The 14154-nt window shown below is 65.8% G+C and carries 11 protein-coding genes; 9 read left to right on the top strand and 2 right to left on the bottom strand.

The window, feature by feature from the left end:
* Positions 1-6: 6 nt before the first annotated feature.
* The 9 genes from GRI34_RS06005 to GRI34_RS05965 all read left to right on the top strand — a co-directional run bounded on the left by GRI34_RS06005 (position 7) and on the right by GRI34_RS05965 (position 12750).
* Positions 7-2349, top strand: a complete 2343-nt coding sequence (locus GRI34_RS06005) for a PAS domain-containing sensor histidine kinase (RefSeq protein WP_160595162.1) — start codon at positions 7-9, stop codon at positions 2347-2349.
* Positions 2346-2795 (top strand): tRNA (adenosine(37)-N6)-threonylcarbamoyltransferase complex ATPase subunit type 1 TsaE, encoded by a 450-nt coding sequence (gene tsaE / locus GRI34_RS06000; RefSeq protein ID WP_160595161.1) that lies wholly within the window; start codon positions 2346-2348, stop codon positions 2793-2795. The genes GRI34_RS06005 and tsaE overlap by 4 nt, the downstream gene beginning before the upstream one ends.
* A complete protein-coding gene (locus tag GRI34_RS05995; RefSeq protein ID WP_160595160.1) occupies positions 2792-3781 on the top strand; it encodes an aminoglycoside phosphotransferase family protein in 990 nt (329 codons plus the stop codon). Before tsaE ends, GRI34_RS05995 begins: the two co-directional genes overlap by 4 nt.
* Positions 3778-4500, top strand: coding sequence for a nucleotidyltransferase family protein (locus GRI34_RS05990; protein WP_160595159.1), 723 nt, complete (start codon positions 3778-3780; stop codon positions 4498-4500). The genes GRI34_RS05995 and GRI34_RS05990 overlap by 4 nt, the downstream gene beginning before the upstream one ends.
* Positions 4493-7525, top strand: coding sequence for a double-strand break repair protein AddB (addB, locus tag GRI34_RS05985; RefSeq protein ID WP_160595158.1), 3033 nt, complete (start codon positions 4493-4495; stop codon positions 7523-7525). Before GRI34_RS05990 ends, addB begins: the two co-directional genes overlap by 8 nt.
* Entirely contained in the window at positions 7522-10986 is a 3465-nt protein-coding gene (gene addA / locus GRI34_RS05980) for a double-strand break repair helicase AddA (RefSeq protein ID WP_160595157.1), read from the top strand. Before addB ends, addA begins: the two co-directional genes overlap by 4 nt.
* A 51-nt stretch (positions 10987-11037) precedes the next feature.
* Positions 11038-11358, top strand: coding sequence for a thioredoxin (gene trxA / locus GRI34_RS05975; RefSeq protein WP_090478853.1), 321 nt, complete (start codon positions 11038-11040; stop codon positions 11356-11358).
* A 67-nt stretch (positions 11359-11425) separates the two neighbouring features.
* Positions 11426-12211 (top strand): LysR substrate-binding domain-containing protein, encoded by a 786-nt coding sequence (locus GRI34_RS05970; RefSeq protein ID WP_090478850.1) that lies wholly within the window; start codon positions 11426-11428, stop codon positions 12209-12211.
* Positions 12163-12750 (top strand): GNAT family N-acetyltransferase, encoded by a 588-nt coding sequence (locus GRI34_RS05965; protein WP_234028157.1) that lies wholly within the window; start codon positions 12163-12165, stop codon positions 12748-12750. Before GRI34_RS05970 ends, GRI34_RS05965 begins: the two co-directional genes overlap by 49 nt.
* Here GRI34_RS05965 and GRI34_RS05960 read toward each other — a convergent pair.
* On the bottom strand, positions 12747-13355 hold the full coding sequence (locus GRI34_RS05960; RefSeq protein WP_325065189.1) for a GNAT family N-acetyltransferase: 609 nt from the start codon (positions 13353-13355) through the stop codon (positions 12747-12749). The two genes, GRI34_RS05965 and GRI34_RS05960, sit on opposite strands and share 4 nt — an antisense overlap.
* A gap of 110 nt (positions 13356-13465) precedes the next feature.
* Positions 13466-13960: a hypothetical protein gene (locus GRI34_RS13200; RefSeq protein WP_199800121.1), complete on the bottom strand. Its 495-nt coding sequence runs from the start codon at positions 13958-13960 to the stop codon at positions 13466-13468.
* Positions 13961-14154 lie beyond the last annotated feature (194 nt).

The following is a 14154-nucleotide window of genomic DNA, read 5'->3' as shown; positions in this document are numbered from 1 at the left end:
CGAATGATGGAAGTTTCGCCGACCCTCCTGGCCCTGATCGGACTGCTGCTGGCAGTCTGGACCGGCGCGGCCGTGTGGCTGATGTTGCGCGCGACGACGCGGGCGCAGGCCGCCGAGGCCCATCGCAAGGCCGCCCTGCGCCTCGCGCGCATGGTCGAGGAGGGGCCTGCCATTCCCCTGACGGTGCGGACCGACGGCCGGATTGAGGCGCCCGACCGGCTGGCGCGCTGGCTCGGTCTGGAGCGGGTGCCCGAATACCTCAGCGAACTCGCACGCGAAGACGGCACCGGCCTTTCCGACGAACAGATCGAGGAACTCTCCACCCTGGTCCGTCGCACGCAGCGCACGGCCAAGCCGTTCAAGCTTTCCCTGCGGCCTCCCGGGTCGGGTAAGATGCTGGCCATGCGCGGCGCCTTGGCGGATCCCGCCGTTTCGCCGAGCGGCGCTGCGCTGATCTGGGTGTTCGATTTTACCGAGACCGAAGACGAACTCGCCCGGCTGGAAGAAGAGGCGGCACGCGCCCGCGACGATTTCGGCGCGCTCGTCGGCCTGATCGAAGCCGCGCCGATGCCGATGTGGTTCCGCGGTGCCGACATGCACCTGCGCCTCGTCAACCGCGCCTATGTCGAAGCGGTGGGCGGTGAAAGCGCCGACCAAGTCGTGACTGAACAGGTTGAACTGGTCGAGCGCGTGGGTGGGCGCACTGCGGCAGAGGTCGCGCAGCAGGCCGCCGATCGCCGCCAACCGATCGAACGGATCGTCTCCGCCACGATCAAGGACGCGCGTCGCACGATCCGCGTGACTGATTTGCCGCTCGTCGGCGAAGGTATCGCCGGATACGCCGTCGACATCGAGGAGATGGAAGAGCAGGCCCGCGAATTCCGCGCTTTCCGCGAAGCGCAGCGCTCGATGCTCGACCAGCTCTCGATCGGCGTGGCGCAGTTCGACGCGCGCCGCCGCATGACCTTTGCGAACCAGCCGTTCCACCGGACCTTCTCGCTCCCGCCCGGCGTGGTGAACGAGCGCACCAGCTTCGAGCAGATGCTGATGGTCGCGCGCGAGAACGGCCGTATTCCCGAAGTGCGTGACTTCCCCGCATGGCGCGGCGAACTGGTCGAATGGTTCCAGCGCGACGACCCGGAGGAAATGGCCTGGCCGCTGCCGGATGGAACGCACCTGCGCGTCATCGCGCAGCCGCTTCCCGACGGCGGACTGGTGATGATCGCGGAAGACCGGACCGAGCAGCTCGCCCTTTCCGCCACGCGCGACACTCTGCTGCGCACGCGAACCGCGACCTTCGACAGCCTGTTCGAAGCACTTGCCGTCTTCGCGCCTGACGGACACCTCGAATTGTGGAATCGTGGCTTTCCCAAGGCGTGGGGCCTCGATGGCGAAGTTCTGGACAACCATCCGCAGGCCGAAGAATTGCTCGAGGCAATTGCGGGCCAGCTCGCCGACCCCAAGGCGATTGCGCAGATCGGCCAGACCATCCGATCCGCAACGCTGGATCGCAAGAACCGCGAAGGCCGGATCGAGCTCGCTGACGGTCGCACGCTCGATTATGCCGGCGTGCCGCTGCCGGACGGCAACGGCCTCCTTACCGTCCTCGACGTCACCGCTTCGCAGCAGGCGGAAGAGGCACTGCGGGAACGCAATCGCGCGCTCGAAGAGGCCGATGCGGTCATGACCCGCTTCCTCGCCAATATGAGCTACGAATTCCGCACCCCGCTGACCACGATCGGTGGTTTCGCCGAGATGCTGGAAAGCGGGCTGGCCGGTGAATTGTCTCCGCAAGCCGCGGAGTATGTAGCTGCAATCACCCAGTCGGTCGGCAAGCTGACCGAGCAGGTGGAAAACGTGCTCGACCTGTCGCAGTCCGAGGCCGGCCTCATGCCGCTGCGCAAACAGCGCGTCGAACTGTTGCCGCTGCTGACCCGCATCGTGCGCAAGCGCGAACAGGCGATCCTCGACGGTGGGCTGACGCTCGATCTGAAGGGCAATGCGAACAAGGTGGTCGATGCCGACCAGCAGCAATTGCAGCGCGCGCTCGGACAATTGCTCGACAATGCGATCAATAATACGCCGCAGGGCGGGAAGATCGTGATCGATGTCGCCAAGCAGCGCGGCCTCAATCGCATTGCGATCAATGATACCGGGCGCGGGATGAGCCAGCATGAACTGGCCCGCGCGCTCGAAGGTATCCGCATGTCCGCCGACGGTAAGGGCATCGAGCGTCGCCACGGTCTCGGGATCCCGCTCGCGCGCCAACTGGTCGAGGCTCATGGCGGCACGCTCGATATCCAGAGCCGGCGCAACGCCGGGACCAGCGCGGTCATTACGCTACCGTGATAGTCGACCTGCCCGATCTCGCCGCGATGGATGTGTTCGGCGCCAGGATCGCCGCGAAGTTGCAGCCCGGCGATGTCGTGGCGCTGTCGGGAGGGCTGGGCGCGGGCAAGACCACGCTCGCCCGCGCGATCATCTCGGCGCTGGGTCACGAAGGGGAGGTGCCGTCGCCGACCTTCACGATCGTCGAGACCTACGATCATTTGCGCGTGCCGCTCGTTCATGCGGATTTCTACCGTCTGGAGCATCCGTCCGAAGCCGAAGAGATCGGCCTCGACGATTACCGCGAGGGCGCCGCGCTGCTCGCCGAATGGCCCGACCATGCAGGCGGATTTTCCCATGAGGCGACCTGCCTCGAAATCACGCTGCAAACGGTGGGAGAAAATGGGGGTGAGGGGCGCAGGGCCGTTGTTAATGCAGGCGAAGCTTGGCAAAGCCGGAAGCCATGAGCGATACGCTGCCCGACGGCATTCACGACTTCCTTGGCGACACTGCATGGCAGGGCGCCGAAATCGCCCCGCTGGTGGGCGACGCCAGCTTCCGCCGCTATTTCCGCCTGCGCATGGGTGGTCGCAGCGCCATTCTGATGCACGCGCCGCCGCCGGAGGAAGACCCCAAGCCGTTTCTCCACGTGGCGAAATGGCTGGCCGAACACGGCATGCGTGCTCCGGCAATCCTGGCAGAACGCGCGGACAGGGGCTGGATCCTCACAGAGGATTTCGGCGACCAGCGAATGAAGGAATGGATCGACGCCAATCCCCAGGACGAGCACGCGGTCTACGCGCAGGCCATCGATGCACTGGTGGACCTGCACAAGCTGCCGCCCGGTCCTTTCGAGCCCTATGACATGGCCGTCTATCAGCGCGAAGCCGGCCTGTTCGTCGAATGGTTCTGTCCGGCTGCCGGCCTGACGGTCGACGAGGACGGGTGGCGCGAAGCGTGGGACAAGGCCTTGTCGCCGATGCTCGCACGCCAGCAACCCGGGGTGAGCGTCCTGCGCGATTATCACGCGGAGAACATCATGCTGCTGGAACCCGGAAAGTCGGGCGGTGAGCAGGGCCTGATCGATTTCCAGGATGCGCTTGTCGGCCACAAGGCCTACGATCTCGTCAGCCTGCTACAGGATGCACGCCGCGACGTGTCGACCGACCTCGAAACGGCCATGCTCGACAGATATCGCCTCGCTGCGAGTGCGGACGAGCATTTCGAGGCCGACTACGCCCGTCTCGGAGCGCAGCGCAATGCCAAGATCGTTGGCATCTTCACGCGCCTGTTCAAGCGCGATGCGAAGCCGCGCTATCTCACGATGATCCCGCGCGTCTGGGAAGCGATGGAGCGGGATTTGAAGCACGAGGCGCTTGCACCGGTAGCCGAATGGTTTGCCGCCAATATTCCCGACGACATCCGTGCCAATCATGGCGGCAAGATCGCATGAGCGGCCTTGTTTCCGACACCGCGATGCTGATGGCTGCCGGCCTCGGCAAACGGATGCGACCGCTCACGGCTTCCACGCCCAAGCCGATGGTTCGCGTTGCGGGCAAGCCGCTGATCGATCGGGCGCTGGACCGGGTCGAGGATGCGGGGATCGAGAAGGCGATCGTGAACGTCCACTACCTCGCCGAATCCATCGAAGCGCACATCGGAGGACGCAAGGCGCCCGCCGTGACCTTTTCCGACGAACGCGCCGAACTGCTTGAAACAGGCGGCGGCATGATCAAGGCGAACGCGGCAGGCCTGCTGCCTGACCCGTTCTTCGCCTGCAACGCCGACAGCATCTGGCTGGACGGACCCCGCAACGCCTTTCTCGACCTTTCGCAGGCATGGAACCCGGAGAAGATGGACGCACTTCTCCTCGTCGTGACCCATGCGCGGGCCCATAATTTCGACGGTACGGGCGATTTCTACATGGACGGCGCGGGCCGCCTGGCGCGAAAGCGACCCGACCGGATCGCACCATTTATCTACACGGGCATCCAGCTCGTGTCGCACCGACTGCTGCGCGACGCGCCCGAAGGCAAGTTCTCGACCAATATCCTGTGGGATCGCGCGATTGCCGAAGACCGGCTCTACGGTGTCGCCTTTACTGGCCAATGGTACGAAGTCGGCACACCGCACCACATCAGGCCTACCGAAGAGGCACTGACGGGTGGCTGACGAAGGCAGGGTCGCACCAGAGCCGAAGGTCTACTCGATTGCCGCACACCGCGGTTTTGCCGACGCCCTGGTGGCAGGGTTGGTCCCACGATATTCAGACGATGAGCTTGGCCTTGCCCGGCTGACGCTGCTTTTGCCCAGCAGCCGTGCCCGGCGCACCGTATCCGAAGCCTTCATTCGCCATGCGGGCGAGCTTGGGCGGCCGGGCCTCCTGATGCCGCGCATGGTGGTGGTCGGTGATCTCGATCTCGACGAGGCCCTGGGGCCACTGCTCGATCCGCTGCGCTCAGCCGACATAAGGCCTGCCGTTGACCCGCAGCGCCGGATGTTCGCGCTGGCGAGCCTCATTGCAGAAGAAATGGGCGACGATGCGCCCAAGGGTGCGACCTTGCTGCGCCTTGCGCGGGAAACCGGCGCCACCATGGACCGCCTGCTGGTGGAGGATGTGGGGCCGGAGCAATTGCTCGACGAGAAAGTGCTGGAGATCCATCCGAGCCTGTCCGAGCACTGGCAGAAAGCGCTGCGTCTGTTTGCACGGGTCCAGACGCGCTGGCTGGCGTGGCTCGACGCAAATACTTCGCTCGACGCTGCAGCGAGGCGCAATCGCCTGTTCGATCACGCCGCGAAGGGTTGGAAAGCAGATCCCCCGGCAGCGCCGATCGTCGCTGCGGGCGTCACCAGTGCAGCGCCTGCACTTGCAAGGCTGCTGCGGGTGGTGAGCGAACTGCCGCAGAGCGCGGTAATCCTGCCCGATTTCGACCTGACCATGGATGCCGCGGTCTGGGACGAGCTGGGAAGGGCGGGCAACCGTCCGTCGCCCGGCGACACCGTGTTCGCGAAGGACGATGCGGTTACGCACCCGCAGTATCACCTCAAGCTGCTGCTCAACCGCATGGGTGTGCGGCGCGAGGAAGTTCAGCCGTGGCACCGCAAGGGCATGACCGCCGCTCCGCCGGAGCGCAGCCATGCCATCGGCGCGCTTTTCCTTCCTCCGGAGGGAAGCAAGGTGTGGGCGGCGCTACCTTCCGAGAAGCGCCGCCTGTCCGGGGTTCGCGTCATGCAGGCGGCCAATCCTGAAGAAGAGGCGCAGGCCGTCGCATTGCTGGTCCGCGAGGCCGTGGAAGAACCCGAAAAGCGTGTCGCCGTCGTGACGCCCGACCGGGCGCTGGCGCGGCGAGTGGTCCACCATCTCGCACGCTGGAACATTGTCGCCGACGATTCCGCCGGTCGCCCGCTATCCCAGACGGCAGCGGGGCGCGCTTTCCTGCTGGCAGCGGAGGTCATGGCTGAAAATGCCATGTCGGTTTCGCTGATGGCGCTGCTGGGTCATCCGCTGGCCAAGGGCGAGATGGAGCGCGGTGTCTGGCTGCGCCAACTGCGTCGGGTGGAGCGCGAACTGCGCGGGCCGAGGCTGGAGTCTGGCCTCGAACCGGTGAGCGAAATCGTCGCCAAGCTTTCAGAAACGCACAAGAATGTCGGTGAATTCTGGTCGCAGGCAGAGGCGGCTCTGTCTCCTCTGGTGGAGCGGGACCATGACGCTTCTTGCTTGCTTGCGGAGCTGATCGACACGCTGGCGGATAGCGCCGAAAGATTGTGCGGCGAGCGTTTGTGGGCACGAGAGGACGGGCGCAGCCTGTCGGCCTTCGTGGAGGAATTTCGCCTCCACGCGCGCGAGGCAGCCTTCATGGTGGCGCCCCGCGATGTAGCGGCGCTTTTGTCGGATGCCATGGAGCAGGTGGCGGTCCGCCCGCCCTATGGCGGTCACGCGCGCGTCCAGGTGCTCGGCCTGCTCGAAGCGCGGATGAACCGCGCCGATCTGGTGATTTGCGCAGGCCTCAACGAGGGTGTGTGGCCGGCGCGCGGGAGCGTCGATGCGCTGCTCGCCCCGCCGGTGCTCCGGACGCTCGGCGTACCGGGCGGCGATTTCCGGATCGGCCTGTCCGCGCACGACCTTGCAGGCGCCCTTGGTGCACCTGAAGTGGTCCTCAGCCGCGCGGCACGGGACGAGGGCGGTCCGGCTATTCCCAGCCGTTTCCTCCTGCGCGTCCAGGCGCTGCTTGGCGACCAGTTGCCACGCCATGAGGAAACGCAGGCCGTCGAATTGGCGCGCGCCATGTCGCGGGCTCCCGATGCCGGGGTCTATCCGCGGCCCAAGCCCATGCCCGATGCAGATCAGCGCAAGGTCGCGATCTCGGCCACCGCGCTCGACCGGCTGCGCGGCGATCCCTACCAGTTCTACGCCCAGCAAATCCTCGGCCTGAAGGACCTCGACGCGCTCGATGCAGAGCCTTCTGCCGCGTGGCAGGGCACGGTTGCGCACGAAATCCTCGAGCGCTGGCATCGTGCCGATCCCAAGCCGCCCATTGCCGAGGTAATGGACGCAGTGTTCGACGACCGCAACGTCCACCCGCTGATGCGCGGTCTGTGGCAACCGCGTCTCGAAAAGGCGCTCGAATGGGTGGAAAGCGAGATCGCCGGCTACGAAGATCGCGAAGTCGTCGCAGTGGAATCCTGGGGCGATATGCACGTCGAGGGCGTGCGCGTTCACGGCAAGATCGACCGCCTCGACCGGCTCTCCGACGGAAGCCTGGCGATCGTCGACTACAAGACCGGTTCGCCCCCGTCTTCCAAGATGGTCGAACAGGGCTTTGCGTTGCAGCTCGGATTGCTCGGCATGATGGCCGGGCGGGGCGGTTTCGAAGGCATTTCGGGCGAAGCGAGCGCCTTCGAATACTGGTCGCTCGGCAAGGCCAAATCGGACAGCAATGAATTCGGCTTCGGTTATGTCGAAACGCCGCTCAAGGTCGGCAGCAAGCGTAGCGGGATCGAGCCGGAGGATTTCCTGCCCAAGTCCGAAGCCTACCTGACCGATGCGATCAACCGCTGGATCAAGGGGGATGCGCCGTTCACCGCGCGGCTCAACCCGGATTACCCCGCCTACGATACCTACGACCAGCTGATGCGGCTTGAGGAATGGCTGCCTCACATGGACGCCGAAGAAGATGCGGAAGGCGGCGCGGCATGAGCGGCAAGGTCTATCCCCTCAAGGGCCACCAGATGGACGCGGTGGCCCCGCAGGAAAGCGTCTGGCTGTCGGCCAGCGCGGGTACCGGCAAGACGCAGGTCCTGTCCGCGCGTGTGCTGCGCCTGCTGCTGGAGCCGGGTGCCGATCCCTCGCAGATCCTGTGCCTCACATTCACCAAGGCGGGCGCTGCCGAAATGGCCGTGCGCGTCAACGAGGTGCTAGCCCGCTGGGTCCGCATGAGCGACACGCAGCTGGCGGAAGAACTCGGCAATCTGGGCGCAAAGAGCGATCCGGGCACGCGCGAACGGGCACGCTCGCTCTTCGCCCGGGTGCTCGATTGCCCGGGCGGCGGCCTCAGGATCGATACGATCCACGCCTTCGCGCAATATCTGCTTGCCGCGTTTCCGGCAGAGGCGGAAATCCTTCCCGGTAGCCAGCCGATGGAGGACCGCGAGCGCGACCTCCTGAGCAGGGAGGTGCTCGGCGAACTACTTGAACAGGGCGAGCCCCGCTTCGTTGCCGCAATCGGCGAGATGAGCCGCCGCAAGGGCGCAGACGCCGTGCGCGGCTGGCTGATGAAATGCACCGGTTTCCTCGACCTCTGGTACCAGCCGCAATGGCAGGGAGAGCTCTCCGGTGCGGTAAGGCGCGTCCTGGATGTTCCTTCCGATGCCGGACCCGAATGGGTCACCGAGGCGTGCAGCGACGAGAGTTTCCCGGTTTCAGTCCTTCGGGCAACCTTGCCGGCCATGGATGGTTGGAAGGCGCAAGCGGCCGACAAGGTGCGCGACTTCGTACCGGCTTGGCTCGAACGCGATCCTGCAGATCGACTGTCGACGTTGGACGGCTTCTTCGACACGCTTTTGAAGAGGGACGGCGCGCCGCGCTCGATGAAAGGTGCCGAGAAGAACGATCCCGATTTCGTGCGCAAGCAAGAGTTGATCGCGGAAGCAATACGGGACGTAGCCGAACGCCGCGCCTTGCTGAACCTTGCGGATTCCCTCGCCCCGCAACTGGAGGCAGGACGCGCCTTCGCCCTGCGGTGGGAACAGGCCAAGGCGCGTGAAGGACTGGTCGATTTCGACGATTTGATCCAGCGCGCCGCACACCTGCTGTCGGATGCCGCGGTGGCCGACTGGATCCGCTACAAGCTCGATCGTAGTTTCGACCACATCCTCGTCGACGAGGCGCAGGATACCAACCGCGCCCAGTGGCAAATCATCGAGGCGCTGACGGACGATTTCTTCTCCGGTGAAGGTGCGCGCTCGGACCGGATCCGCACGATCTTCACCGTGGGCGACTTCAAGCAGGCGATCTTCGGCTTCCAGGGTACCAGTCCGCGCAATTTCGCCGAGGCGCGCGATCGCTATGCGGAAAAAATGCGGCGCACCGCCGATGCCGCGCAGGACGCACGCGACGCGCCCGATCCGCGTTACTTGCGCCAATACGGCCTCGGCCAGAGTTTCCGCACCGCAGACAACGTCCTCGATTTCGTGGACGAGGCAATCAAGGCGATTGGCTCTGCCGAACTGGGCCTCGATCGGGAGGCGGAACAACACGACGGGCAGGATCGTCCCGGTCTCGTGACACTCTGGAACACTGTCCACGCCGACAGCGGGATGGAAGAGGGCGAGGAAGACGAAAGCTGGCTCGGCAAGCATGATCGAAAGCTGGCCGACCGTATTGCCCGCCAGGTGAAGCGCTGGATGGAAGAAGGCTTCCCGCTGGTGAAGGATGGCGCGCCTCGCCGCGCCGGTCCCGGCGATGTGATGGTTCTCGTCAGGAAGAGGCGCGACCTCGCGTCGCTGATCGTAGCGCGGCTCTATCGCCACGGTGTGCCGGTGGCCGGGGTCGACCGGTTGCGGCTAGGCAATCCGCTGGCAGTCAAGGACCTGATGGCGGCGATCCGTTTTGCCGCTCAGCCGCTGGACGATCTAACCCTTGCGAGCCTGCTCGTCTCACCGCTGGTCGGCTGGTCGCAGGACGATCTCCTGAAGCACGGCTACCGCGACAAGGGCGTGCGCCTGTGGGAGCATTTGCGCCGCAGCGAGGACCCGATGATCGTCCAGGCACTCGACGCATTGCGCGAAATCCTGCGCCGCGCCGATTTCGACACGCCGCAGCAATTGCTGCACTGGATCCTCGTCGGACCTATGGATGGTCGGCGCAAGCTCGTGTCGCGGCTCGGGCGCGAGGCAAACGACCCTATCGACGAGCTGCTCAACGCCGCCAACGCCTATGCCGCAAGCCACGTCGCGAGCCTTCAGGGCTTCATCCGCTGGTTCGATGCTGGCGAAGGCGAGATCAAGCGCGAGGCAGGCGAGGGCGGCGACCAGGTGCGCGTGATGACCGTGCACGGATCGAAGGGCTTGCAGGCACCCATCGTAATCCTTGCCGACGCCGCAATCGGCCCTGACGGATCTGGCGATCTCGAGCTGGAAGATGCTCCGCTCGGCGGCGAGCGGAAATTTGCCGTTCCCGTCCCGGGCCTGAAGAAGGACGAGAAGGTTGGCCCCCTGCGCGAGGCAGAGGACGTCGCTTCGTCCGCCGCCCTGGAGGAGCATTGGCGGCTGCTTTATGTCGCGATGACCCGCGCGGAAGAGGCGCTGTTCGTCGGCGGATCGCTCGGCCCGCGCGATGCGAAGAACGGTCCGCACGAGGACAGCTGGTACGCCCGGCTCAAGCCGCTTTTTCCGGATGACGCGCTTGCGGACGACTTGTGGGACGCCCGCTACGAATGGGGCACCCTAAGCGATGCAAGGCTCCCCGACGTGTCGGCGCGTCGTGCTTCCGAAGTGGAATTGCCGGGCTGGGCATCGGCTCCCGTAGGGCCGGAGCCGCGACCGCCGCGTCCGCTTGCCCCGTCCGGGCTTGGCGAAGTCGAAGGCAGCGATCCGCCGCTTCCTCCGGAAATTGCCGCCGGAGCCGCACGGCGCGGTGTGCTGATCCATGCCTTGCTGGAACGTCTTCCCGAAGTGCCGCAGGGCGAGAGGGAGGCGAGAGCGCTGGACTGGCTGGCCCGCCAGACACCCGAGCTGGCCGAGACGGAGCGGCGCGAAATGTACGAACGTGCGCGCGCCGTTCTCGACACGCCCGAGTTCACGTCGATCTTCGGTCCCGATGCGCTTGCGGAAATACCGCTTGCCGCAACGGTTCAGGGCCAGGTCGTGATGGGCACTGCCGACAGGCTGCTGGTGACGGCAGAGAAGGTCACCGTGGTCGATTTCAAGACCGCGCGCCGCCCTCCTGCCTCGCTCGATGCGGTTCCGGAAACGACGATGCGCCAGATGGCTGCCTATGTCGCGGCGCTGGAAGCGATCTATCCGGGCAGGGCGGTAGAGGCGGCGGTGCTCTATACCCAGACGCCGCAATTGATCGCCTTGCCCGCGGCGGCGCTCGCGCCTTACAAGACCGCGTTTCCGGATCGGCAGGAAAGCTTTGCCTTGCCGCCCGTTGAGTAATCGACCAAGCCGCCCCACATCGGCGGCAGACACGAATTCAGGAGATATCCCATGGCCACCATCAACGTAACCGACGAAGGCTTCCAGAAAGACGTCCTCGACAGCGACAAGCCCGTTCTCGTGGATTTCTGGGCCGAATGGTGCGGGCCGTGCAAGATGATCGCTCCGGCGCTGGAAGAACTTTCCGAAGAAATGGCCGACCAGGTCACCATCGCCAAGATGGACATCATGGAAAATACCGGCGTGCCCGGACAGATGGGCGTTCAGTCGATCCCTTACCTGGTCCTGTTCAAGGATGGCCAGCCGGCGGCACAGATGCGCGGCGCGGCACCCAAGGGCCAGCTCAAGCAGTGGCTCGAAGGCGCGCTCTGACGCACTTCGGGACATAGTCTTGCCGCAATCTTGTTTTGCGGCGCAACATTGCTAAACGCGTGGAACCATGAAGCGCACGCACCTGCCTCTCAACGCATTGCGCGTCTATGACGCCGCAGCCCGTCACCTGAGCTTTACCCGCGCTGCGGACGAGCTGGCGGTGACGCCTGCGGCCGTGGGCCAGCAGATCCGCGCGCTCGAAGACCACCTCGGCACCGTCCTGTTCCGGCGCACCAGCAAGGGGCTGGAGCTGACGCAGGAAGGTTCGGCGGGGCTCGACGCGCTGCGCGAGGGCTTCCTCAAGTTCGAGGAAAGCGTCTCCGCCATGCAGGCGGGCCAGGCTAGCGACAATTACACGGTCGCCTGCCCGCGCGAATTCTACGCCCAGTGGCTCGCGCCGCGGCTGGCGAAATTTGCCGAAGCGAACCCCGACATCAAGTTCACCTTCGTCGCTGACGAAAACGCCGATTTTACCGAGGCCAATCTCGACTGCGCCATCCGGCTGGTCGATGGGCCGGGCGATCTGCAGGGCGTCGAACTTGCGGCGGCTCGCCGCGTGACCGTGGCTGCCCCCGGTGCGCCGGACAAGTGGATCGACTGGGGCCTGCCCTTGCAGGACGGCACTGTTGCGCACGTCACCGTCAGCAATGCCGGACAGGCGCTTTCGGGCGCGATGGCGGGGCTGGGCAAGGCGATCCTGCCCGAATTGCTCGCCAAGGAAGCGATCGAGGCGGGCCAGCTTGAGGTTCTCGACGGGCCCGAGCCGGGCACACGCGCCTACTGGCTGGTCGCTCCGACCCCGCAATGGCGGACCAAGAAGGTCAAGGCGCTGGTCGCCTTCCTGACGGCCTGATCGCCGCGCTGGCTCAGTCCATGCGCGACGTCGAGACCCTGCGTACCGACCGTTTCACCCTGCGCCCGCTGAAGCGCGAGGACACCGCTGCGCTATTCCCGACCTTCGCGGATGAGGCGCAGTGCCTCTACCTGACTCGCCCGGCCTTCACCTCCCAAGAAGAGCTGTGGGGCTGGCTGGCTGAGCCGGACTGGAACGGGCGCACCTGGATCGCAGAGGATGCGGAGGGACGCGTTGCGGGGCGCTTCGTCGCCGTGCCTGCGCATGAGGACGGTATCGAGGAGATCGGCTACGTCACCTGCATGGACCGACAGGGCGGGGGCGTGGCGCGCGAATGCACTGCGGCGCTCGTAGATCACCTGTTCGCAAGCGGCCTGCGCAAGCTCACCGCCGAGGTGGACATGGACAACACCCCCTCCATCCACCTGCTCGAACGGCTCGGCTTCACGCGCGAGGCGTTGTTCCGCGAGCATGAGACGACCCACGCAGGGCTTCGCGATGTGGCGGTGTACGGACTGTTGGCGAGCGAGCGGGCCTAGCCGTCGAAGGCCGCAAAAACGTGCGCGATGCCGGGCGGGTCGGCCTGTTGCCGCAATCGCTCCAGTGCCTCGTCGATTTCCAGCACCCAGCCGCGCGAGGCGTCGACCGTCCCGCTCCCCACGCCGCCCAGCATCCGCGTGAACTGCGTCGCGCTGCGGTTTTCGCTCAGCGTTTCGACATGGAAGCGCGTGATCCCTTCCTCGCGCGCGTCGAGCAGGATCGTCGCCGTCAGCAGCTTGCCGAGGCCGAGGCCGTGGAAATCGTCGATGATGGCGACGGAGAACTCCGCGCATTCCGGATCCTCCTCGTCGCGAAAGGCGTGGACGGCACCGATGGCGGAGCGCGGCGGGTCTTCCGACAGGTCGAGCGCGCCCCAGGCTAGGTGCATCACCCCGTCCGCGTCGAGCAGGCGGTCGATCACCCAGTCGGGCGGGGTGCGCATGCCGGAGAAGAACCGCAAGTAGCGCGAGTGGGGCGACATCCGCTCTATCCCTGCGCGCATCAGCGCCTCGTCCGCGCGGTCCACGCGGCGGATGCAGACGGGGCGGCCATCCTCGATGGCGGTGTTGATCGAACCCGGCCCGCAGCCACCGCGCCACGGCACGTATTCGGGGGAGGGGGGATCATCGGCGATGGGGCGGCTCCTTGGTCTGTGCGGGCGGCATAGCACAGGGTCGGCAGGCGGCTAAGCCCTTCCATGCGGGGGCGGGCAGCCTAGACCAGACCTTCTTCCGCCAGCCCATCGTCGCGGATCCATTCGTAGACGGGGTGGCTGGGGACGATCTTGCGCACATCCTCGCGATAGCGGCCGCGATAGGCGAGAACGAAGCAGAGCAGCGAATTGGCGCGCGGGTTGTAGAACCCCTCGGCCAGGGCGCGCTCGATCGCGCAATCCTCCAGCCGCCAGACGCCGTATCCGACCGCCTCGTCCCACGCGGCGGCAAACCCTTCCGCCCCGGGCCGCGCACGAAGCTTGTAGAGCGCCTCCATGCTTTTCCCGATGGAGCGGGCCGCCTGCACGACGATCCCCGTCGCCGCGAGCGTGGCGACGAACCGGCGCTGCAGGTCCGGCGTAATGGAATTGCGCCGCGGCTGCCTGTGAATATAGGGCGCAAAGGCGAGCAGCGGATCGTCCGGATCAAGCTCCGGCCCGGGATTGGCAACGGCAGAAGTTGCCTGTCGAGGCGTTACACGAGTGGTTTCGTTCATGGCCCCCTCGGAAATGCACAACTCGACCGTGTAGGAAACCTCTATCGGTTAAGGGCCAAATCCGAGCCGAAGGCGAAGGCAAGGCCGACCGCCCGCCGCGGCTAATGCCGCGAAGCCAAGCGACGCGGACGCGTCGCGCCCGGCGTCTGAGGGCGCAAAAAAAACGGCATCCGTCTTTCGACGGACACCGCTTT

The organism is Qipengyuania aquimaris, from assembly GCF_009827445.1.
Classification (GTDB): Bacteria; Pseudomonadota; Alphaproteobacteria; order Sphingomonadales; family Sphingomonadaceae; genus Qipengyuania; species Qipengyuania aquimaris.
Note: the sequence above shows the minus strand (reverse complement) of the source record. Positions and strands in the feature narration are given on the sequence as shown.